This window comes from Streptomyces sp. NPDC001634 (genome assembly GCF_040298185.1).
Taxonomy (GTDB): Bacteria; Actinomycetota; Actinomycetes; order Streptomycetales; family Streptomycetaceae; genus Streptomyces.
On record NZ_JBEOZU010000007.1, the window covers coordinates 1 to 21,036 of the forward strand.

Annotated in this window: 21 protein-coding genes; 14 read left to right on the plus strand and 7 right to left on the minus strand. The window is 70.6% G+C overall.

The genetic code is table 11. From position 1 onward, the window contains the following. Positions 1–181 precede the first annotated feature (181 nt). Positions 182–997: a sortase gene (locus ABT186_RS06160; protein ID WP_351923828.1), complete on the plus strand. Its 816-nt coding sequence runs from the start codon at positions 182–184 to the stop codon at positions 995–997. A 114-nt stretch (positions 998–1,111) separates the two neighbouring features. Further along, the gene (locus ABT186_RS06165) at positions 1,112–1,894 is read left to right on the plus strand and encodes a phosphate ABC transporter ATP-binding protein (protein WP_351923944.1); all 783 of its coding nucleotides are present in this window, start codon (positions 1,112–1,114) and stop codon (positions 1,892–1,894) included. 282 nt (positions 1,895–2,176) lie between these two features. Here ABT186_RS06165 and ABT186_RS06170 read toward each other — a convergent pair whose 3' ends face one another. Then, a complete protein-coding gene (locus ABT186_RS06170) occupies positions 2,177–2,842 on the minus strand; it encodes a class I SAM-dependent DNA methyltransferase (RefSeq protein ID WP_351923830.1) in 666 nt (221 codons plus the stop codon). A gap of 420 nt (positions 2,843–3,262) precedes the next feature. On the opposite strand from ABT186_RS06170, the gene ABT186_RS06175 reads away from it, so the two are divergent. From ABT186_RS06175 to ABT186_RS06215, 9 genes are all read left to right on the plus strand, one after another. After that, positions 3,263–4,486, plus strand: coding sequence for an amidohydrolase (locus ABT186_RS06175; protein ID WP_351224799.1), 1,224 nt, complete (start codon positions 3,263–3,265; stop codon positions 4,484–4,486). A gap of 276 nt (positions 4,487–4,762) precedes the next feature. After that, positions 4,763–5,830: a BMP family lipoprotein gene (locus tag ABT186_RS06180; protein WP_351224801.1), complete on the plus strand. Its 1,068-nt coding sequence runs from the start codon at positions 4,763–4,765 to the stop codon at positions 5,828–5,830. Between the two features lie 199 nt (positions 5,831–6,029). Continuing rightward, positions 6,030–7,556: an ABC transporter ATP-binding protein gene (locus ABT186_RS06185; RefSeq protein ID WP_351224857.1), complete on the plus strand. Its 1,527-nt coding sequence runs from the start codon at positions 6,030–6,032 to the stop codon at positions 7,554–7,556. After that, complete coding sequence (locus tag ABT186_RS06190; RefSeq protein ID WP_351224803.1) at positions 7,553–8,680, plus strand: ABC transporter permease; 1,128 nt, start codon at positions 7,553–7,555, stop codon at positions 8,678–8,680. The genes ABT186_RS06185 and ABT186_RS06190 overlap by 4 nt, the downstream gene beginning before the upstream one ends. After that, on the plus strand, positions 8,680–9,966 hold the full coding sequence (locus ABT186_RS06195; protein WP_351224805.1) for an ABC transporter permease: 1,287 nt from the start codon (positions 8,680–8,682) through the stop codon (positions 9,964–9,966). Before ABT186_RS06190 ends, ABT186_RS06195 begins: the two co-directional genes overlap by 1 nt. Next, positions 9,963–10,367 (plus strand): cytidine deaminase, encoded by a 405-nt coding sequence (locus ABT186_RS06200; RefSeq protein WP_351224807.1) that lies wholly within the window; start codon positions 9,963–9,965, stop codon positions 10,365–10,367. The genes ABT186_RS06195 and ABT186_RS06200 overlap by 4 nt, the downstream gene beginning before the upstream one ends. Positions 10,368–10,449: 82 nt before the next feature. Continuing rightward, entirely contained in the window at positions 10,450–11,727 is a 1,278-nt protein-coding gene (locus ABT186_RS06205; protein ID WP_351923832.1) for a thymidine phosphorylase, read from the plus strand. 96 nt (positions 11,728–11,823) lie between these two features. Then, a complete protein-coding gene (locus ABT186_RS06210; RefSeq protein WP_351224811.1) occupies positions 11,824–12,399 on the plus strand; it encodes a Uma2 family endonuclease in 576 nt (191 codons plus the stop codon). 20 nt (positions 12,400–12,419) lie between these two features. Further along, positions 12,420–12,806 (plus strand): STAS domain-containing protein, encoded by a 387-nt coding sequence (locus ABT186_RS06215; RefSeq protein WP_351923834.1) that lies wholly within the window; start codon positions 12,420–12,422, stop codon positions 12,804–12,806. Here ABT186_RS06215 and ABT186_RS06220 read toward each other — a convergent pair. The 3 genes from ABT186_RS06220 to ABT186_RS06230 all read right to left on the minus strand — a co-directional run bounded on the left by ABT186_RS06220 (position 12,699) and on the right by ABT186_RS06230 (position 16,331). Beyond that, complete coding sequence (locus ABT186_RS06220) at positions 12,699–13,706, minus strand: sigma-70 family RNA polymerase sigma factor (protein WP_351923836.1); 1,008 nt, start codon at positions 13,704–13,706, stop codon at positions 12,699–12,701. The two genes, ABT186_RS06215 and ABT186_RS06220, sit on opposite strands and share 108 nt — an antisense overlap. Positions 13,707–13,814: 108 nt before the next feature. Further along, positions 13,815–14,963 (minus strand): DNA polymerase III subunit beta, encoded by a 1,149-nt coding sequence (dnaN, locus tag ABT186_RS06225; RefSeq protein ID WP_351923838.1) that lies wholly within the window; start codon positions 14,961–14,963, stop codon positions 13,815–13,817. 102 nt (positions 14,964–15,065) lie between these two features. Further along, complete coding sequence (locus ABT186_RS06230) at positions 15,066–16,331, minus strand: MFS transporter (RefSeq protein ID WP_351224819.1); 1,266 nt, start codon at positions 16,329–16,331, stop codon at positions 15,066–15,068. A 63-nt stretch (positions 16,332–16,394) separates the two neighbouring features. Between ABT186_RS06230 and ABT186_RS06235 the strand changes: the two genes are divergently transcribed. Then, positions 16,395–17,357 carry a LysR family transcriptional regulator gene (locus tag ABT186_RS06235; protein WP_351224821.1) on the plus strand — a complete coding sequence of 321 codons (963 nt, stop codon included), beginning with the start codon at positions 16,395–16,397 and terminating at the stop codon, positions 17,355–17,357. 124 nt (positions 17,358–17,481) lie between these two features. Here ABT186_RS06235 and ABT186_RS06240 read toward each other — a convergent pair whose 3' ends face one another. Beyond that, positions 17,482–18,243, minus strand: a complete 762-nt coding sequence (locus ABT186_RS06240) for an alpha/beta hydrolase (RefSeq protein ID WP_351224823.1) — start codon at positions 18,241–18,243, stop codon at positions 17,482–17,484. 113 nt (positions 18,244–18,356) lie between these two features. Between ABT186_RS06240 and ABT186_RS06245 the strand changes: the two genes are divergently transcribed. Beyond that, positions 18,357–19,511: an adenosine deaminase gene (locus ABT186_RS06245; protein WP_351224825.1), complete on the plus strand. Its 1,155-nt coding sequence runs from the start codon at positions 18,357–18,359 to the stop codon at positions 19,509–19,511. Between the two features lie 128 nt (positions 19,512–19,639). Beyond that, positions 19,640–19,990: an ATP-binding protein gene (locus ABT186_RS06250; protein WP_351224827.1), complete on the plus strand. Its 351-nt coding sequence runs from the start codon at positions 19,640–19,642 to the stop codon at positions 19,988–19,990. 86 nt (positions 19,991–20,076) lie between these two features. Here the strand turns inward: ABT186_RS06250 and ABT186_RS06255 are convergent, their stop codons facing one another. Continuing rightward, positions 20,077–20,283: a PspC domain-containing protein gene (locus tag ABT186_RS06255; RefSeq protein WP_351923840.1), complete on the minus strand. Its 207-nt coding sequence runs from the start codon at positions 20,281–20,283 to the stop codon at positions 20,077–20,079. A 75-nt stretch (positions 20,284–20,358) separates the two neighbouring features. Beyond that, positions 20,359–20,910 (minus strand): VanZ family protein, encoded by a 552-nt coding sequence (locus ABT186_RS06260; protein WP_351923842.1) that lies wholly within the window; start codon positions 20,908–20,910, stop codon positions 20,359–20,361. Between the last annotated feature and the right edge of the window lie 126 nt (positions 20,911–21,036).

The window sequence follows — 21,036 nt, forward strand, 5'->3', positions numbered from 1 at the left end:
CCTCGGGCCCCGCCCCCACGGTGGGGGTGTGTTGGTGTTGCGGCCCCGGACCGCCCCCCGGGCGGGGCCCCGGGCCCCCGACCCGGTGGGGGCCGCCGGGCCGGCCCGGGCCCGGCCCCCACGCCCCATTCGTCCGGCGCGCCCGGCCGCCGGCCCCGGACTGCGGATCGCCAGTGCCGCGTTGAGCATCCTGGCCGCGCTGCTGCTCGGCTTCGTCGCCGACGCCGGGTTGGTCAGCGATCTGCGGCACGCCCGCGACCGGCAGGTCGACTACGCCTCCTTCCGCTCCGCCCTGGCCAACGGGGTCGCCCCGGTGGGGCAGTCCGCGGGCGGCAGCCGGGCGCCGCGGCCCGGTGAGCCCGTGGCGATCCTGGAGATCCCCGCGCTCCACCTGCGCGAGGTGGTCCGCGAGGGCACCACGGCCGAGGACCTGGCCCGCGGCCCGGGCCACCGCCGGGACACGCCCCTGCCGGGCCAGTCGGGGGTCAGCGTCATCATGGGCCGTCAGGCGACGTACGGCGGACCCTTCCGGCGGCTGGGGGAGCTGAATACGGGCGAGACGTTCACCGTGACCACGGGACAGGGCAAGCACACGTACCGGGTCATCGGGCCGCGCCGGGCCGGCGACCCCCAGCCGCCCGCGCCTGCCGAGGGCCGCGGCCGGCTCACCCTCATCACGGGCGACGGCACCCCGTTCATGCCCCGGGGCATCCTGCGGGTGGACGCCGACCTGGTCTCGAACGTCCAGCCCACCCCGTCGCCCGCCGTCGTACCCGGCGCCCTGCCGGAGGAAGAGAAGCCGATGGCCACCCAGCAGACGGCCTGGCTGCCGCTCGTGCTGTGGGGCCAGGGCCTCGTCCTGGCCGCCGCGGCCCTCGCCTGGGCGCACACCCGATGGGGCCGGCCGCACACCTGGGTGGTCGGCGTCCCACTGCTGGGCGTGCTGGGCCTGGCGGTCGCCGACCAGGCGCTGCTGCTCCTGCCCAACCTGCTGTGACCCCCTGCCGTGACCGAGTTCCCCACCGCTGCTGCTGATGAAGGACAAGCCGTGACCGACCAGACAACCCAGACCGAGACCACGCTGCCCCTTCCCCCGGTCGAAGCGACCGGGATGGTGAACGGAGCGTCTCTGGAAGCCCGTCGGATCTCGGCCTGGTTCGGAGACCACAAAGTCCTCGACCGCGTGTCACTGACCATGCCGGCCGGCCTGGTCACGGCCCTCATCGGCCCCTCCGGCTGCGGCAAGTCGACGTTCCTGCGGATTCTCAACCGCATGCACGAACTCGTCCCGTCCGCCTCACTGGCCGGCGAGGTCCTGGTCGACGGCCAGGACATCTACGCCCCCGGGCAACGGCTGACCGAGGCGCGGCGGAAGATCGGCATGGTCTTCCAGAAACCGAACCCGTTCCCCGCGATGTCGATCTACGACAACGTCACGTCCGGCCTGAAACTGACCGGCACCCGGATGAACGGCGACGACAAGGACGACCTGGTGGCGGAGTGCCTGGCCAAGGCGGGGCTGTGGAAGGAGGTCAGGGACCGCCTCCGCCAGCCCGGCGGCGCACTCTCCGGCGGACAGCAGCAGCGCCTGTGCATCGCCCGCTCCCTCGCCGTACGTCCCCAGGTCCTGCTGATGGACGAACCCTGCTCGGCGCTGGACCCCACCTCCACCCGCCGTATCGAGGAGACCATCCGCGAACTGGCCCACGAGGTCACCATCGTGATCGTCACGCACAATATGCAGCAGGCTGCCCGTGTCTCCGACCAGTGCGCCTTCTTCCTGGCCGAACAGAACACCCCTGGCGCCATCGTGGAACACGGCCCCACCACGGCGATGTTCTCCACCCCGTCGGACCCCCGCACCGCCGACTACGTGGAGGGCCGCTTCGGCTGACGGGCTTTTTCGGGGGTCCGTCTCCCGGTGGCAGACCGGTGGATGGCGCCCCGATGCCCCGCCGGGGGAGTCATCGACCATGGCAGTGCGCATGGCCCGTCGGCGTCCGGCCGGCGGGTGATTCCCATGTGTCCGGCTGAGCCCTCGCCGCCGCGCCCGGTACGGGGGCCGATGAATCGTGCCGGACGCCGCGAATGGCCGGCGCTCGTCGTCGGCCGGCTGGGCGGTCCCCGGGCCCAGTACGGGCCGCCGGTGCCCGACGAGCCCGAGCGGCTGCCGTCCTCAGTCCCCGTCGCCCTGCTTGCGGGCCAGCAGGAACGCACGCTGCCGTGTCCCGTCCGCGTCCGGTTCCAGGAACGTGCGCGCGTGGACGGACAGGCCCGCCTTCATGAGGTGGGCCATGATCGTGTCCGGGGCGTGGAAGTAGTGGTCGAGGGCCATCTCGTGCCCGAAGCGCTCCGTCACCCGCACCTCGTCGTCGTCGCCCGTTTCGAACGCCACGAGGGCGTGGCCGCCGGGGGCCAGGACGCGGTGGAACTCGGCGAACACCGTGGTCAGGTGCTCCTCCGGCACGTGGGTGATCGAGTACAGCGCCGCGATGCCGCCCAGCGTCTCCGGTGGCAGGTCCAGGGCCGTCATCGTTCCCACATGGAAGCGCAGTTCGGGGTGGGTACGCCGGGCGAGGGCCACCATGCGGGGGGAGACGTCCACCCCGAACACCGGAACGCCGAGGTCGTGCAGGCGGGCAGTGACATGGCCGTGGCCGCAGCCGAGGTCGGCCACGGGGGCGGGCCCGTTCGCCCGTACCAGGTCGCCGAAGGCCGTGACCAGGGCGCGGTCCAGGGGGCGGGTCGCCAGGGCGTCGGGAAGGTGTGCGGCGTAGTCGGAGGCCATGGCGTCGTACGACGCGCGCGTGGTGTGTATGAAGTCCGGTTCCTGGGCGTTCACGGTGGCGCACACTACCGGCGGGGGCGCACGGCACGGCGGTGGCTTCGCAAGGTTCATCCACCGGCCATGTGGAGCCCTTCCGGCGGCCGGGAGGCGGGCCACTGTGGTATCCGTGGGGGACGGGAATCGCTCGGGCCCTCCGAGTGTTTGCCCCGGACGGGACGCCCGGACACGGGAGTGGTCCCGTGCAGGGATCACCGGGCGCCCACGACGGCGCCGGAACGGCTCCGCGGTCACCCCGACGGACCCACAGACGAACCCTGGGACCCCGTTCGTCCGGAAAGCCGGGCGAGTGTACCCATCTCCTCCGCCGGCTATGCGGCGCGCGGCCAGGTTTTCTGCCCCGACGGGCTGAAGTTTTGTTGATCGTGGGTAGGCCGGCCGCCCGCTCGCCCTACCCTTCAAAGGGTGAACCAACTGATGTCCCGAGAGTCCGAGGCCGATCATTCAGGGGAAGCAGTGCTCCCCGGCGTGCTGCCCGAGGCGCTGCGCGCCGAACTCGTCGCCTTCCGCCGCGACCTGCACATGCACCCGGAGCTCGGCAACCAGGAGTTCCGTACGACCGCTGCGATCAAGGCCCGCCTGGAGCAGGCGGGACTCGCTCCGCGCGTGCTCGACACCGGCACCGGGCTCTTCTGTGACATCGGCGACCGGGACGGCGTACGTCCCGTGCTCGCGCTGCGCGCCGACATCGACGCGCTGCCCATCCCCGACACCAAGACCGACTGCGCCTACCGCTCGACCGTGCCCGACCGCGCCCACGCCTGTGGCCACGACGTGCACACCTCGGTCGTCCTCGGCGCCGGGCTCGTGCTGGCCGAGCTGCACCGCCAGGGGCGGCTGCCGCAGCCGGTACGGCTGATCTTCCAGCCCGCCGAGGAGGTCCTGCCGGGCGGCGCCACCGACGCCATCGAGTCCGGTGTCCTCGACGGGGTCGGGCGGATCATCGGCGTGCACTGCGACCCCAAGGTCGACGCGGGGCGCATCGGGCTGCGTCACGGCCCCATCACTTCCGCCTGCGACCGGCTCGAAGTCGCACTCGACGGCGCGGGCGGCCATACCGCACGCCCCCACCTCACCACCGACCTCGTCATGGCCGCCGCGCGCGTCGCCACCGATGTGCCTGCACTGGTCGCCCGCCGTGTCGACGCCCGCAGCGGGCTCGCGGTGACCTGGGGCCGTATCGAGTCCGGGCACGCCTGCAACGTCATCCCCCAGCACGCCGAGCTCTCCGGGACCGTACGCTGCCTGGACCTCGACGCCTGGCGGCAGGCGCCCGACGTCGTGCACGCGGCGATCGACGAGATCGCGAACATGTACAAGGCGAAGTCCGAGATCAACTACATCCGCGGGGTGCCGCCCGTCGTGAACGACGCCACGGTCACCGACCTGCTGCGCGACGCCATGACCGCCCGCCGTGGTGCCCACTCCATCGAGGACACCGAACAGAGCCTCGGCGGCGAGGACTTCTCCTGGTACCTGGAGCACGTGCCGGGCGCCCTGGCCCGCCTCGGTGTCCGCCGCCCCGGCGAGCGCACCGTGCGCGACCTCCACCAGGGCGACTTCGACGCGGACGAGTACGCCATCACGGTCGGCGTGGAGCTGTTCACGGCGGCGGCGCTGCTGGACGCGGAGCAGAGGTGAGCCGGCGGCCCTGCGGGGCCGTTCCACCGTCCGCCGCAATATGCCCGTAAGCCATTTGTGCTGTGTTGGCAACAGTGTGCGACGAGGGCCCGGACACCGAGTTCAGACGGTGTTTGCCTCGAATCGATAACGGCTTCGCGAGAGGTGTTTTTATGACATCTACGCGCGTTACGATTCCGCGAAGCCGACGCCGACGGGGCGTCTTGGCTCGAGCGCCGGCTCGGTGCTCACATCAAGCGCCGACATGGCGCTCAGGTCAGGTGAAGGAGCCTTCCCGTGCGCCGGGTAGCCAAGTTTTCCGCTGCGTGTGCCGCCACCGCAGCCCTCGCACTGACTGCCACAGCCTGTGGCAGCACGTCCTCCGACAGCAGCAGCTCGTCGTCGTCCTCTTCCTCCTCGTCCGGGGGCGGCAAGGGCGTCAAGATCGGTCTCGCCTACGACGTCGGCGGCCGCGGTGACCGTTCCTTCAACGACTCCGCCGCGCGTGGTGCCGACAAGGCCAAGAGCGAGTTCAGCGGTGACATCAAGGAGCTGACCGCCAAGACCTCCGACACCGAGGCCGACCGCGAGCAGCGCCTGTCGGACCTCGCGGACGCGGGCTACAACCCGATCGTCGCCGTCGGTTTCTCCTACGCTCCGGCCGTGACCAAGATCGCCGCGAAGTACCCGAAGACCAGCTTCGGCCTCGTCGACTCGGTCGTGGACGCCAAGAACGTCGACAGCATCACGTTCACCGAGGAGCAGGGCTCCTACCTGGCCGGTGTCGCCGCCGCGCTGAAGACCAAGAAGGACCACGTCGGCTTTATCGGCGGTGTCGACGTCCCGCTGATCAAGAAGTTCGAGGCGGGCTACGTCCAGGGTGTCAAGGACACCAACCCGAAGATCAAGGTCGACACCCAGTACCTGAGCCACGGCTCCGACTTCTCCGGCTTCGCCAGCCCCGACAAGGGCAAGGAGGCCGCGCAGGGCATGCTCGACAACGGCGCCGACGTCATCTACTCGGCGGCCGGCTCCTCCGGCAACGGCGCGATCGAGGCCGTCAGCGGCGCCAAGGGCGCCTGGGCCATCGGCGTGGACTCCGACCAGTACAACATCCCGGGTCTGGCCAAGTACAAGAACTCGATCCTGACCTCGATGGTCAAGAACGTCGACGTCGGTGTCTACGACTTCATCAAGTCCGTCCACGACGGCAAGCCGCTGACCGGCACCAACACCTACTCGCTCGCCAAGAACGGTGTCTCGCTGGCCACCAGCGGTGGCTTCATCACCGACATCCAGGCCAAGCTGGACGCGGCGAAGCAGAAGATCGTCGCCGGCTCGATCAAGGTCAAGACCACCCCGTGACCTGATGGGTCCCGTCGGACCCCGGCTCGGCGTGGGGGCGCCTTCCGTCGCCCCGCGCCGAGCCATAACAATGTGTCAACTCTACGCGTGTAGCACGGAGTTGCCGCGCTAGCGTCGCCGACGCCTGCCCTCCCCACGCAGCCCCTTTCCCCGAGGAGAGTGCGCCATCAACGCGTCCAGCCCTCCCGCTGCCGTCGAACTGCGCGGCATCACCAAGCGTTTCCCTGGCGTCGTCGCCAACCGCGATATCGACATCACGGTCCGTACGGGCACCGTACACGCCCTGTGCGGTGAGAACGGCGCCGGCAAGTCCACCCTGATGAAGATCCTCTACGGCATGCAGCAGCCGGACGAGGGCACCATCACGGTCAACGGCGAACAGGTCGTCTTCCACAACCCCGCCGACGCCATCGCCCGCGGCATCGGCATGGTGCACCAGCACTTCATGCTCGCCGACAACCTCACCGTCCTCGAGAACGTCGTCCTCGGCGCGGAGAAGCTGTACGGCATCGGGGGCAAGGCCCGCGCCAAGATCAAGGAGATCTCCGACGCGTACGGCCTGAACGTCCGCCCGGACGTCCTGGTGGAGGAGCTCGGCGTCGCCGACCGCCAGCGCGTGGAGATCCTCAAGGTCCTCTACCGAGGCGCCAAGACCCTCATCCTGGACGAGCCCACCGCCGTCCTCGTGCCGCAGGAGGTCGACGCCCTCTTCGACAACCTGCGCGACCTGAAGGCCGAGGGCCTCACCGTCATCTTCATCTCCCACAAGCTGGGCGAGGTGCTCTCCGTCGCCGACGAGATCACCGTCATACGGCGCGGCACCACCGTCGGCACGGTCGAGCCGCGGGGCACCACCTCCCGGCAGCTCGCCGAGCTGATGGTCGGCAGCGAACTGCCGACGCCGGAGACCGAGGAGTCCACCGTCACGGACGTCCCGATGCTCAAGCTGGACGGCCTGCACCTCGCGCAGACGGACCTCGACGGCGTCGAGCGGATCATCCTGGACGAGATCTCCTTCACCATCCACAAGGGCGAGGTCCTCGGCATCGCCGGTGTGGAGGGCAACGGCCAGTCCGAGCTGGTCGAGGCGATCATGGGCATGCGCCGGCCGGACGCCGGCGTGATCACGCTCGACGGCACCGACATCTCCCACGCCCCGACCCGCAACCGCCGCGAGGCCGGTGTCGGCTACATCCCCGAGGACCGCCACCGCCACGGCCTGCTCCTGGAGGCGCCGCTGTGGGAGAACCGCATACTCGGCCATGTCTCCGAGCGGCCCAACTCGCGCGGCGCGCTGCTCGACATCAAGGGGGCCCGCGCCGACACCGAGCGGATAGTGCAGGCGTACGACGTCCGCACGCCCGGCATCGACGTGACCGCGGCCTCGCTGTCCGGCGGCAACCAGCAGAAGCTGATCGTCGGCCGCGAGATGAGCCATGACCCCAAGCTGCTGATCGCCGCCCACCCCACCCGCGGGGTGGACGTCGGCGCGCAGGCCGCGATCTGGGACCACATCCGTGAGGCGCGCCGCCAGGGCCTGGCCGTGCTGCTGATCTCCGCCGACCTGGACGAGCTGATCGGGCTCTCCGACACCCTGCGGGTGATGTACCGCGGCCGCCTGGTCGCCGACGCCGACCCTGCCACGATCACCCCCGAGGAGCTGGGCTCCGCCATGACGGGTGCGGCCTCCGGCCACCTGGAGCACACAGAGGACGACGAGCGATGAACAAGCTGATCTCACGGATCGACAAGCAGCGGCTGCTCCTCGGGATCGCGGCGCCGTTGCTGGCGGTCGTCGCCGCGCTCGTCGTCACCACCCTGGTGATCCTCGCGACCGGCAAGAACCCCGGCGCCGCCTTCAGCGACATGGTGACCTACGGCTTCGCCAGTGACAGCCAGGTCTACATCCTGAACAAGGCGACGACGTACTACCTGGCGGGTGTCGCGGTGGCCATCGGCTTCCGCATGAACCTGTTCAACATCGGTGTCGACGGCCAGTACCGGCTCGCCGCGTTCATAGCAGCCGTCCTCGGCGGGGCGCTCACCGTGCCCGGCTGGATCGCCATCCCGCTGATCATCATCTGCGCCATGGCGACCGGCGCCCTCTGGGCGGCCATCGCAGGCATCCTCAAGGTGACGCGAGGGGTCAGCGAGGTCATCTCGACGATCATGCTGAACTCGATCGCCACCGCGATCATCGCCTACCTGCTCCAGCCCGGAAAGCTGGCCGAGCTCCAACAGGGCGGTACGGTCGTCTCGACCAAGCCGCTGCCGTCGTCGTCGTACTTCTTCACCATCGACACCGGCCCGGCCGGCCTGCTGTGGGGCTTCATCTTCATCGCCGTGATCGTCGGCGTCGCGTACTGGTTCGTGCTCGGCCGCACCCGGTTCGGCTTCGACCTGCGCACCGTCGGCCAGTCCGAGACCGCCGCGGCCGCGAGCGGTGTCGGGGTGAAGAAGATGATCGCCACCAGCATGATCATCTCGGGTGCGGTGGCCGGACTCATCGGCATGCCGACCCTGCTCAACGACAGCCACCAGTTCAGCAATGACTTCCCGGTCGGCATCGGCTTCACCGGCATCGCCATCGCGCTGCTCGGCCGCAACCACCCGATCGGCATCGCGCTCGGCGCCCTCCTGTGGGGCTTCCTGGAGCGCACCACCAACCACCTGGAGTTCCAGGGGTACGACAAGGAGATCCTCGGCGTCATCCAGGGCGTCATCGTCCTGTGTGTCGTGATCGCCTACGAGGTCGTACGCCGCTACGGCCTCAAGCGCCAGCAGCACCGGGTCGGCGCCGAGCTCGCCGCCCAGGCCGCCGCCCCGACGATGAAGCAGGAGGTGGCGTGATGACTGCCACGATGACCGACACGCCGCCGCCCGCGGCACCCAGGGCGGACACCGCCGCCAAGGCTTCGGGCCGGTCGCTCGGCCAGATCCTCGTGATCGTCGCCGGCGCCCTGCTGCTCGTGGCCGCGGTCCGCATGATCACCGGCTCCAACCAGCTCGACTCCGCCGGACAGGTCGGCGCCGCGCTGGGGCTCGCCGTGCCGATCGGCCTCGCCGGTCTCGCGGGTCTGTGGTCCGAGCGGTCCGGCGTGGTCAACATCGGCCTCGAGGGCATGATGATCCTCGGCACCTTCGGTGCCGGCTGGATCGGCTGGCAGTCCAGCCCCTGGCTGGGCCTGCTGTGCGGTATCGGCTTCGGTGTCCTCGGCGGCCTGGTGCACGCCGTCGCGACCGTCACCTTCGGCGTCGACCACATCGTCTCCGGTGTCGCGATCAACCTCCTCGCGCTCGGTACCACCCAGTACCTCGCCAAGCTGTTCTTCGCAGGCGGCAAGGCGGCGAACGCGGGCGGCAACCCCAAGCAGTCCCCGCCCGTGGACTCACTGCCGAACGTCACCGTGCCCGGCCTCTCCGACGCGCTCGCGTCGATCGAGAAGCACCACTGGTTCCTGATCTCCGACCTCGCGGGCATCATCGGCGGTCTGGTCACCGACCTGTCCGTGGTGACGATCCTGGCCGCGGTGCTGTTCGTCGGCAGCTGGTGGCTGCTGTGGCGCACCCCCTTCGGTCTGCGACTGCGCTCCTGCGGCGAGAACCCGACCGCCGCGGAGTCGCTCGGCGTCAACGTCTACAAGTACAAGTACGCGGCCGTGGCCGTCTCCGGCGGTCTTGCCGGCCTCGGCGGTGCCTTCCTCGCGCTGGTCACCTCGCACACCTACCTGGAGGGCCAGACCGGCGGGCGCGGCTACATCGGCCTCGCGGCCATGATCTTCGGCAACTGGCGGCCCGGCGGACTGGCCATGGGTGCCGGCCTGTTCGGCTACTCCGACGCACTCCAGCTGCGCAACGGCGGCGTGACCGTGCACGCCCTGCTCCTCCTGCTGGTCATCCTCCTCGCGGCGCTGGCCGGCTGGAAGCTGTACCGCAAGGCCATGTGGCAGGGTGTCATCAGCGCCGTCATGGCCGGGCTCGTCCTGGTCTGGTACCTGCTCACGGACCAGGTCCCGAGCGACTTCGTCGGCGCCACCCCGTACGTCGTCACCCTGCTCGTGCTGTCGCTGTCCGCACAGCGCCTGCGGATGCCCAAGGCCGACGGCATGCGATACCGGAAGGGACAGGGCAAGTGACCACCCCGGCCGCCGAGTTCGACTGGGAGGCGCTGCGCGCCGAGGCGCGCGCGGCGATGTCCCGCGCGTACGCCCCCTACTCGGGCTACCCGGTCGGTGTCGCGGCCCTGGTCGACGACGGGCGGACCGTCACCGGCTGCAACGTCGAGAACGCCTCGTACGGCCTCGGCCTGTGCGCCGAGTGCGGACTGATCTCGCATTTGCAGAACACCGGGGGCGGACGGCTGACGCACTTCACGTGCGTGGACGGCAAGGGCGAGATCCTCGTCCCGTGCGGTCGCTGCCGCCAGCTGCTGTACGAGTTCGGCGGTCCCGATCTGCTGCTGGAGACCCCGGCGGGGATCCTGCCGCTCTCCGAGATGCTGCCGCAGGCCTTCGGGCCGGACCATCTCAGCAAGTAACTCCCGTGCGGCCCCTCCATGTCCGTCCCCTGTGACGCGGAGGGGCCGCACACCTTCGGAACTCCGGAAGGAAACCATGGCCATGGACGCCATCTCCGTCATTCGCACCAAGCGGGACCGCGGTGAGCTGAGCGACGAGCAGATCGACTGGGTCATCGACGCGTACACGCGGGGCGAGGTCGCCGACGAGCAGATGTCCGCGCTCGCGATGGCCATCCTGCTCAACGGCATGAACCGCCGTGAGATCGCCCGGTGGACGGCGGCGATGATCGCGTCGGGCGAGCGCATGGACTTCTCGTCGCTGTCCCGCCCGACGGCCGACAAGCACTCGACGGGCGGTGTCGGCGACAAGATCACGCTTCCGCTGGCCCCGCTGGTCGCCGCCTGCGGTGTGGCGGTCCCGCAGCTGTCGGGCCGCGGCCTCGGCCACACCGGCGGCACGCTGGACAAGCTGGAGTCGATCCCCGGCTGGCGCGCGCTGCTGTCGAACGAGGAGATGCTGCACGTTCTCGACACGACCGGCGCGGTGATCTGCGCGGCGGGCGACGGCCTGGCGCCCGCCGACAAGAAGCTCTACGCGCTCCGTGACGTCACGGGCACGGTGGAGGCGATCCCCCTGATCGCCTCTTCCATCATGTCGAAGAAGATCGCCGAGGGCACGGGCTCCCTGGTCCTGGACGTGAAGGTCGGCTCGGGCGCCTTCATGAAGACGATCGACGACGCGCGGGAACTGGCGCGGACGATGGTCGGCCTTGGCACGGACCACGGTGTGAAGACGGTCGCGCTGCTGACGGACATGTCGACCCCGCTGGGTCTGACCGCGGGCAACGCGCTGGAGGTCCGCGAGTCGGTCGAGGTCCTCGCGGGCGGCGGCCCGGCCGACGTGGTGGACCTGACGATCGCGCTGGCCCGCGAGATGCTGGAAGCGGCCGGTGTGAAGGACGCGGACCCCGCGAAGGCCCTGGCCGACGGCTCCGCGATGGACGTCTGGCGCCGGATGATCGCGGCGCAGGGCGGCGACCCGGACGCTCCGCTGCCCACGTCCCGTGAGCAGCACGTGATCAAGGCCCCGTCGTCGGGCGTTCTGACCCGTCTGGACGCCTACGACATCGGTGTCGCCGCCTGGCGCCTCGGCGCCGGGCGCGCCCGCAAGGAGGACCCGGTGCAGGCGGGCGCGGGCATCGAGATGCACGCCAAGCCGGGCGACACGGTGACCGAGGGCCAGCCCCTCCTCACCCTGCACACGGACACCCCGGAGCGCTTCGAGTACGCGCTGCAGGCGATCGAGGGCTCGTACGACGTCGCGGCAGCGGGGACGGAGTTCGCGGCTACGCCCGTCGTGCTGGAACGTATCGCCTGACCTGGGCTTTTCTCTTTCGGGTGAACGGGATCGGTGGACCTGTGCCGGTCCCGTTCGGCATGCTGGGATCGGTGACGCACCGATTGGAGAACCGCCATGAGCGCACTCAGCGCCGAGCCCGAGTCGGGCTGGGACGAGATTGTCCGTGTCTGGGAGGAGACGGACGCTCCCGAGGGCAGCAAGGTGGAGATCATCGAAGGGGTCGTCACCGTGTCGCCTCCACCCTCCGGAGACCACAACATCACGGCAGCTCTCCTGCAGCGGCGGCTGTATACCCAGCTTCCGGAGTCGTGGGAGATCTTCCAGACGTTGGGGCTTGAACTACCTGCCGACCAGGACATTTTCATCCCCGATCTGGCAGTGATTCCTGTGGACTCAGTGCGAGGGCGCGACCTTGTGTCAGCAAGCGAAGCCGAGTTGGTTGTCGAGGTCACCTCCCGGAGCAACGCCAACCACGACCGCATTAAGAAGGCCCATGGCTACGCCCGGGCCGGTGTACCGCTTTACCTCCTCCTGGACCCCTGGCACAGCGGTCGCCCCACGGCAACGCTCTACGGCGAACCGGAGAGCGGCACCTACCGTGTTCTGGCCTCGGTCGAGTACGGCGAGAAGTTCACTCTGCCAGCGCCCTTCAACCTCGATCTGGATACCAGCACGTTTCCCATCCCCTGAGTCTTGAGCACAAGCCTCCGATGAGTTGCGAGGCCCCGTCCGGTCTACCCACCGTGGACCCCAAGACACCCCCCGTACTCGTACTGGCCGGCCCCGTCACGCGGAACGACGTGACGAGGCTCGGTGACGACGTGCGGGCGCTGTTGGAGGACACCGGGGCCGGTGTCGTCATCTGTGACGTGCGTGCACTGCGGCCCGTGCAGATCCGCACCGTCGACGTGCTGGCCCGGCTCCAGCTCGCCGCCCGGCGCGCCGGTGGACGGATCCGGCTGCGCGATCCGTCCCCCGCCCTCCGTGCCCTACTCGACCTCGTCGGCGTCCCCGTCGAGCTGGAGGGGCAGGCCGAACAGCGGGAACCAGCGCTTGGTGTCCAGGAAGAAGTGGAACCCGGAGAGCCGGGACCCTGATATCTCCAGGACCTGAACCGACCAGGCCGTGAAGCCGCCCGTGTCCGGGTCCGGCTTGTACTGGGCGAAGCCCGGCAGGCCGTTGACCTCGACCGGCACCAGGCGCGAGCCTTCACAGGCGGAGCCGAGCGTCGTCATGAACCCGGTGATGTCCCGTGTGCCGCGCAGCCACAGGTCGAACGGCGGCATCGTCATCACCGCGTCCTCGTGCAGCAGGGCCGTCAGCGCCGCCATGTCGTACCCCTCGAAGGCCGCCATGTAGCGCTCCAGGAGTTTCTGCTGCTCCTCGTCGAGGGGGTCGGAGACGGCGGCGTCGGCGCCCTCCCCGCTCCTGTCCGCCAGCGTCGCGCGCGCACGCTGCAGCGCGCTGTTGACCGAGGCGACCGAGGTGTCGAGCAGCTCGGCGACCTCGCTCGCCTTCCAGGCCAGCACCTCGCGCAGGATGAGCACCGCGCGCTGCTTGGGCGGCAGTTGCTGAAGGGCCGCCATGAAGGCCAGCCGGACCGACTCCTTGGCGACCGCCGCCTCCGCAGGGTCGCTCGTCGTCGGCAGCACACGGGCGTCCGGCATCGGTTCCAGCCAGGTGCTGTCGGGGCGCGGGGACAGGGCTGCCCGGGCGAGCGGGGTGGAGCCGGTCAGGTCCATCGGGCGGGCGCGCCTGTTGCCCGCGCTCAGCATGTCCAGGCAGACGTTCGTCGCGATCCGGTACAGCCACGAGCGGAGGGAGGAGCGGCCCTCGAACTTCTCGTAGCTCCGCCAGGCGCGGACCATCGTGTCCTGCACCGCGTCCTCGGCCTCGAAGGAGGAGCCGAGCATCCGGTAGCAGTACCCGGTCAGCTCGACCCGGTGCTTCTCCAGCCGGACGTCGAGGTCGTCCACTGTCGCCGTGCCGTCACTCATGGTCCACCCACCCCACGGGCCGTTCCTGTCGCGCACCGTCGCGCCCCAGCACTTCGGAAGCTACCGCAGCCCACTGACAACGGCCCCTGGAGCGCGGGAAAGCCCAGCTCAGAGCAGTTGCCTCACCGTCATGAGCAGATGCTGGTGGGTCCCTTGCGACGCATCGCCCGCGCCGCCGGAGCCGTCGGCCGCCACTCCCGTGAGCAGTGCCCGCTGCCCCGTGCCCAGCAGCTGCATGCGCACCCGCGGCGCCTCGAAGGAGTTCAGCGCGTCCAGCAGATACCCCGGGTTGAAGGCCACGGAGGCCTCTTCCGCACCGTCCAGTGCGGCGGGCAGCCGCTGCGCGGCGACGTCGTCCCCCTCTCCGGCCCGCAGCTGTACGGATCCGCCGGCCGCGAAGTCCAGCCGTACCGGGCTGTTCGCCTCCGCCACCACCGCCACCCTCCGCACGGCCTCCGCCATGACCCCGCACTCCACTTCGGCGACCGCGGCCCCCGCCATGTCGAACAGCGATCCGTACCGCGGCAGCCGCCCCTCCAGCAGCCGCACCACCGCCCGCATCCCACCGCCGTCGAAGCCGATCAGACCCCCGTGCCCCGGGGCCAGTGCGATGCCCACCCGATCGCAGCGGGCCAGCGACCGCGCGACGTCGTGCAGGCGACGCGCGGGCAGCAGGACCTCCACCGTGCCGTCCGCGCCCGCCGCCTCCGGCTTCCAGCCCAGCCGCCGTACGGCGTACCGGTAGCGGTCCGAGGCGGAGAGCGTCATCGTGTCGCCCTCCAGGCACAGCTGCACACCGGTGAGCACGGGAAGAGTGTCGTCACGGCCCGCAGCCACCGCGACCTGGGCCACGGCGGTCGCGAACGCGCCGGCATCCACGCTTCCGTAGGGCTCGGGCGGCACCGGCAGCGCCGGGTACTCCTCCCGCGGCAGCGTCGACAGCCCGAACCGCGTGCCGCCCGCCTCCACCGTGAACCGCGTCCCCTCCAGCGCGCAGCTCACCGGACCGTCCGGCAGCACCCGGCAGATGTCCAGCAGCCTGCGCCCGGGGACCAGCACCTGCCCGTCCACGGCCGTCTCCGCCTCGGTCTCGATGCGCGCGGCCGTCTCGAAGTCGAACCCCGACACGGTCAGCCGGCCCGCCGCCGCCTCCAGCAGCAGTCCGCCCAGCACCGGCACCGGCGTCCGCGCGGGCAGCACACGGCCCGCCCACCCCACGGCCTCGGCGAGCACTGCGCGGTCGACCCGGAACTCCATCAACTAACCCCCTGCTCGGACCGGTTGTCGCTCGGACGCTATACGCGGCCACTGACAACCGGCGCCGACCAGGGGGAACGCGCCTCGGGCCCGAGTCCGGGCTCAGGCCGTCGCGAGCCGCCGTTCGGCCCGGGCCGCCCTCGACCCCAGCACCGTGATCGTCACGACGCCCAGCACCGCCAGCAGGCCCATGCCCACCGTCCCGGCCCAGCCGCCCGCGTGGAAGGCCACCGCGCCGAGCGTGCTGCCGGTGCTGGAGCCGATGTAGTACGAGGACTGGTAGAGGGCCGAGGCCTGGGCGCGGCCCTGCTTCGCCGTGTGGCTGACCGCCGACGACGCCACCGCGTGGCCCGCGAAGAAGCCCGCCGTGATCAGGACCAGGCCCAGCAGGACCAGTGGCAGGGAGGCGGCCAGGGACAGCAGCAGACCGGTCGTCGTCGTGCCGCCCGCCAGGTACAGCGCCCCGCGGCGGCCCAGACGGCCCACCAGCCGGCCCGCCGCCGACGCCGACACCGTACCCACCAGGTACACCAGGAAGATCGAACCGATGATGCCCTGCGGCAGCCCGAACGGCTCGTCCGTCAGTCGGTAGCCGATCACCGTGTACACGCCGCCGAAGACCATCATGAACAGCGCGCCGATGGCGTACAGCCGGCGCAGCAGCGGATCGGCGAGGTGGTCGCGGACCGTGCGGGCCAGGACGCGCGGGCGCAGCGAGCCCGCCTTGAAGTGCTTCGGCGCCGGGAGCAGGAGGCGGAAGGCCACCGCGCAGGCGACCGCGATCGCGCCGATGGTGCCCACGGCGACCCGCCAGCCCCACTCCTGTGCGACCCAGCCGGTGATGACCCGGCCGCTCATCCCGCCGACGCTGTTACCGGCCACGAACAGGCCGATCGCCGTGATCAGGGCCTTGGGGCGGACCTCCTCCGCCAGGTAGGCGGTCGCCGACGCGGGCAGCCCGGCCAGAGCCGCGCCCTGGACGGCCCGCAGCGCGATCAGCGTGCCCAGCGACGGGGCGAAGGGGACCAGCAGGCCGACCGTCACCGCGACGGCCAGCGACGCCGTCATCACCGTACGACGGCCGAAGCGCTCGGAGAGCGCGCTCATGGGGAGGACGAACAGCGCCAGGGCGCCCGTCGCGCCCGACACCGTCCAGCTCGCCGCGCTCGCCGTCACCCCGAAGCCGGAGGAGACGAGCGGCAGCAGGGCCTGCGTGGAGTAGAGGAGGGCGAAGGTGGCGACGCCCGCCAGGAAGAGGGCGAGGCTCATCCGGCGGTAGCCGGGCCCACCCGGGGTCATACGGGAGTCGGCGACGGGGACGGTGACGGCGCCCACGATGGTGGACGCCCCGGTATCGGCAGCAGGCATGCTTCGAACGTACGGACCCCGATACTCATCCGTCCAATGCACGGAAACCCCATAATCGTTCCCATGGTGCATCAGCAGAGGTCAGACGCTCACCTGTCATCGTCCAGTGACACAAGTGACGGAGAAGACATCGTCGCGATGCTCGCACCGCGCCTGGCGTACTTCGCGGGCGTCGCCCGTACCGAGCACGTCACGCGCGCCGCGCAGGAGATGCAGGTCCCGCAGTCCACGCTGTCCCGCGCGCTCGTCCGGCTCGAACAGGACCTGGGCGTCGAACTGTTCGCCCGCCGGGGCCGCACGGTCTCGCTCACCCCGGCCGGCCGTACGTTCCTCGCCTCCGTCGAGCGAGCCCTCGCGGAGATCGAGCGGGCCGCCGAGGAGGTGCGCGCGGACGCCGACCCGGCCACCGGCAAGGTCGCCTTCGGCTTTCTGCACACGATGGGCGCGGAGACCGTGCCCGGCCTGATCCACGCCTTCCGCGCCGACCATCCCCGCGTCCGCTTCAGCCTCGTCCAGAACTACGGCGAGGCGATGCTGGAGAAGCTGCGCGCCGGTGAGCTGGACCTGTGCCTGACCTCGCCGGTGCCCGACGCCCCCGACCTGGTCGCCCGCCGTCTCGACGAACAGAAGCTGCGGCTCGTCGTGCCCGCGGACCACCGGCTCGCGAGCCGCCGCCGCATCCGCCTCGCCGAGGCGGCCGACGAGACCTTCGTGACCCTCGAAGCGGGCTATGGGATGCGCCGCATCACGGACGACCTGTGCCGGGAGGCCGGGTTCAAACCGCGGATCGCCTTCGAGGGGGAGGAGGCCGAGACCCTGCGGGGCCTGGTCGCGGCGGGGCTCGGCGTTGCGTTGCTGCCGCCGCCTGCGGTGCCCCGGCCGGGGGTCGTGGAGCTGACGGTGACCGCGCCGCGGGCGGCGCGGGAGATCGGCGTCGCGTGGCTGGAGGGGCACGTCGACACGCCGCCGGTGGCGGCCTTCAAGAGGTTTCTGTTGTCGAGGAGGGGGCGGCTTCTGCCGGATTGAGGGTGCGGGCTGTCTGTGGCTGGTTGCGCCCACGCGACGGAACCGCACACCGTCGCAGCCCCGCGCCCCGAAAGGGGTGCGGCTGCGCGCCCGGCCACGACGTACCCGCAGGTTCACACCCAGGTCAACGTCGCAACGACCGCCCGAAGCCGGCGGCCAACGGCATCCGCAACCCCAACGGCGGCGGAGCCGCCAGTGCGTCCTGCACCGGGCGGGAAAAGGCCCGCCCGAACAACGTGCCCATCACGAAGTCCTCGGCCAGCGCGTGCACTTCGGACCGGTACTGGTGCAACCCGTGCCCGTCGGCGTGCACTTCGAAGCGGCAGATGTCGCGGTTCGCCTTCTTCGCGCGCGCCGCCAGGCGGAACGACAGCTCAGGGTCCGTCCGCTCGTCGTTCGTGCCGTGCACGATCAGCACCCGCCGCCCCGTGAGCTGCTTCACCGGTTCGGGTGAGGCCGCCATGTCCTCCTCGGGCAGCCAGGGGGCCAGCGCCAGGACGGAGTTGACGGCCGTGTGCCCGGCCGCGTGCAGCGCCGCCCGGCCACCCATGCCCACGCCGACGAGGCAGACCGGCACGTCCCCGTAGCGTCGTACGACCTCCTCGGCGCCCCACGTGGCGTCCTGCGCCAGATGCGCCTCGCTGCCGTTCCAGCCCCGGTAGCGGTAGTGCACCACGTGGGTGGCCAGACCCTCGCCCTGACCCGCCCGCGCCAGCCGGCGGCCGAGCGCGCGGACCGAGGCGGTCGCCATCAGAGGGGACGGTCTGCGGGCGGAGACCTCGTCGCCGCCCGGGAGCAGCAGCACCGCGCCGCTCACCGCTGCCGGCTCCGTGCCGACCACCCTCCCCAGCCGGGCCGTGCGAACCGGCGTCGCTTGGTGTGCCATGACAGAACAGTGTCAGAATCGACGGTGTACGAAACCTGGCCGGTGGATCACCTTTGGGTATCGACGTCTCGTCGCACCTGAAGCTCTACGCGCGTAGGGGCTATGGTGCGGAAATGACGAGCCAGCACCAGAACACCCCGAGCTGGGACCAGATCCGCCGGGCACCCAAGGTCCTGCTGCACGATCACCTCGACGGTGGCCTGCGTCCGGGCACCATCGTCGAACTCGCCCGCGAGACGGGCTACGAGCATCTTCCCGAGACCGATCCGGACAAGCTCGGCGTCTGGTTCCGCGAGGCCGCCGACTCCGGTTCCCTGGAACGGTACCTGGAGACCTTCTCCCACACCGTCGGAGTGATGCAGACCCGCGAGGCGCTCGTCCGGGTGGCTTCCGAGTGCGCCGAGGACCTCGCCGAGGACGGGGTCGTCTACGCCGAGGTGCGGTACGCGCCCGAGCAGCACCTGGAGGGCGGGCTCAGCCTGGAGGAGGTCGTCGAGGCCGTCAACGAGGGCTTCCGGCAGGGCGAGCGGCGGGCCCGGGAGAACGGCCACCGCATCCGCATCGGCGCGCTGCTCACCGCCATGCGGCACGCGGCCCGCGCCCTGGAGATCGCCGAACTGGCCAACCGCTACCGCGACTTGGGCGTAGTGGGCTTCGACATCGCCGGTGCCGAGGCCGGTTACCCGCCCACCCGGCACCTCGATGCCTTCGAGTTTCTCAAGCGGGAGAACAACCACTTCACCATCCACGCAGGCGAGGCCTTCGGGCTGCCGTCCATCTGGCAGGCACTTCAGTGGTGCGGCGCCGACCGGCTGGGACACGGGGTGCGCATCATCGACGACATCCAGGTCCTGGAGGACGGCTCGGTGAAGCTGGGACGCCTCGCCTCGTACGTGCGCGACAAGCGCATCCCGCTGGAGCTGTGCCCCAGCTCCAACCTCCAGACCGGCGCCGCCGACTCGTATGCCGACCATCCCATCGGGCTGCTGCGGCGGATGCACTTCCGTGCCACGGTGAACACGGACAACAGGCTGATGTCGGGGACGAGCATGAGCCGGGAATTCGACCACCTGGTCGAGGCATTCGGTTACACGCTCGACGACCTCCAGTGGTTCTCGGTCAATGCTATGAAGTCAGCATTCATTCCTTTCGATGAACGACTGGCGATGATCAATGACGTCATCAAGCCCGGCTATGCCGAGTTGAAGTCCGAATGGCTGTTCCAGCAGACCGCCTCCACCAGCGGTTCCGCGCCGTCCGAGGACTGATCGGCCCGTTTTCGAGGCGGCCGGGGAGCAATAATCCGGCCGCTTCGGGATGTTTGCGGAGCCCGCTTTCGCGTGTTTACGGTTTCGGACCGCGTACACCCGTCATCGGATCCAAGGACGCATTCATCATGAAGCAGTCTGCTGCCAAGACCCTCGGCGTCGCCGTTCTCGGTGCCGCCTTCGCCGCCGCGGGCGCGGGCATCGCGAGTGCGGCCCCGGCCGTGCCGGACGTCGCCGGGCTGGACACCGTCACCCAGACCCTGCCGACGGGCAACCTCAGCGCAGTGGTGCCCGGCGCGAGCGAGGCGCTCGGCCAGGGGCAGAGCGCGCTCGGCGGGGCGGTGGCCGCCGCCCAGCCCGCCGCCGGGAAGATCATCTCCGACAGTCCTGCCGCGCCCGCCACCGGGCTGCTCGGCGGACTGCCGATCAAGGGGCTGCCCACCCACGGTCTGCCGGTGAACGGAGTCCCGCTGGGCTGACGCGACTCGCCGCACGACGCCGATGGGCGCCCCGACCCGGGGCGCCCATCGGCGTGTTGGCGTCCGGCGGTGCCGGGGCGCGGCCGTCACCAGGCCGTGCCGGACGCCGCCTTGTCCTCCGACGGGAACAGGATCCACAACGCTATGTAGAGCAGGAACTGCGGGCCCGGGAGCAGACACGACAGCAGGAAGATCACACGCATCGTGGTCGCGGAGGTGCCGAAGCGCCGTGCCAGCGCTGCGCACACTCCGCCGATCATCCGTCCGTGGGTGGGGCGGGCAAGGGCGGTCATCGTTGGCTCCTTCGCGAACCGTAGGCAATGTCGATGTGTTCAACGCTACGGGGACGAAGCGGGCGAAGCGTCACTCTATGGAGCTATCCCGACCCTGGGAATCGTCGGGGTCCGCCCCTGAGCCGGTTCCTCCCGAGGAAGGTCGGACCGCCGCCGGGACTCGGCCCTGCGGCGGAGCCGGAACCGGGCCGCGGGTACGACCAGGAGATGCGCCAGTGCCACCCCGACCGTGTTGAGCAGTACCGCGTCGATGTCCGCCACCTGACCGGGCACCCCTGTCTGCAGCAACTCGATGCCCAGGGAGATCAGGGTGCCCGTGGCGACCGTACGTGTCAGCGAGGCGAGCGGCGAGACGACGAGCCGGCCGCCCGCCATGGGCAGCAGCACGCCGAGCGGCGCGAGCAGGACGAGCCCCTCGCCGATGCGGCGGGCGGCCTCCGGCCAGCCCAGCGCGAGATCGGCTCTGATGCCGGCGAACGGATGCAGATTGGCGGGCCTCACCCAGGGCACGTCCAACGGGCGCAGCGTGATCCAGGCGACGAGCGCGAGGTGTGCGACAAGGAGGACACCCCCTGCCACACGGAAGCGGATCGCGGCACTGCCGCCGTTTGAGCCTTGACGCTGCACGCCCCCCTAGACGCCGGTCCCGGCGGCTCCGGTTCCCCTCCTTTTGAGGCTCGATTCGCCTCCAGGGCGCAAAGCCTGTGTCGAGAGTCCGATCCAGGGCGCAAAAGCCTGTGTCGAGAGTCCGAC

Coding starts and splice junctions, on each gene's coding strand:
- ABT186_RS06165 (WP_351923944.1), top strand. CDS start 1,112: ATGGTGAACGGAGCGTCTCTGGAAGCCCGTCGGATCTCGGCCTGGTTC.
- ABT186_RS06175 (WP_351224799.1), top strand. CDS start 3,263: ATGTCCCGAGAGTCCGAGGCCGATCATTCAGGGGAAGCAGTGCTCCCC.
- ABT186_RS06190 (WP_351224803.1), top strand. CDS start 7,553: ATGAACAAGCTGATCTCACGGATCGACAAGCAGCGGCTGCTCCTCGGG.
- ABT186_RS06195 (WP_351224805.1), top strand. CDS start 8,680: ATGACTGCCACGATGACCGACACGCCGCCGCCCGCGGCACCCAGGGCG.
- ABT186_RS06205 (WP_351923832.1), top strand. CDS start 10,450: ATGGACGCCATCTCCGTCATTCGCACCAAGCGGGACCGCGGTGAGCTG.
- ABT186_RS06210 (WP_351224811.1), top strand. CDS start 11,824: ATGAGCGCACTCAGCGCCGAGCCCGAGTCGGGCTGGGACGAGATTGTC.
- ABT186_RS06215 (WP_351923834.1), top strand. CDS start 12,420: ATGAGTTGCGAGGCCCCGTCCGGTCTACCCACCGTGGACCCCAAGACA.
- ABT186_RS06220 (WP_351923836.1), bottom strand. CDS start 13,706: ATGAGTGACGGCACGGCGACAGTGGACGACCTCGACGTCCGGCTGGAG.
- dnaN (WP_351923838.1), bottom strand. CDS start 14,963: ATGGAGTTCCGGGTCGACCGCGCAGTGCTCGCCGAGGCCGTGGGGTGG.
- ABT186_RS06230 (WP_351224819.1), bottom strand. CDS start 16,331: ATGCCTGCTGCCGATACCGGGGCGTCCACCATCGTGGGCGCCGTCACC.
- ABT186_RS06235 (WP_351224821.1), top strand. CDS start 16,395: ATGGTGCATCAGCAGAGGTCAGACGCTCACCTGTCATCGTCCAGTGAC.
- ABT186_RS06240 (WP_351224823.1), bottom strand. CDS start 18,243: ATGGCACACCAAGCGACGCCGGTTCGCACGGCCCGGCTGGGGAGGGTG.
- ABT186_RS06245 (WP_351224825.1), top strand. CDS start 18,357: ATGACGAGCCAGCACCAGAACACCCCGAGCTGGGACCAGATCCGCCGG.
- ABT186_RS06250 (WP_351224827.1), top strand. CDS start 19,640: ATGAAGCAGTCTGCTGCCAAGACCCTCGGCGTCGCCGTTCTCGGTGCC.
- ABT186_RS06255 (WP_351923840.1), bottom strand. CDS start 20,283: ATGACCGCCCTTGCCCGCCCCACCCACGGACGGATGATCGGCGGAGTG.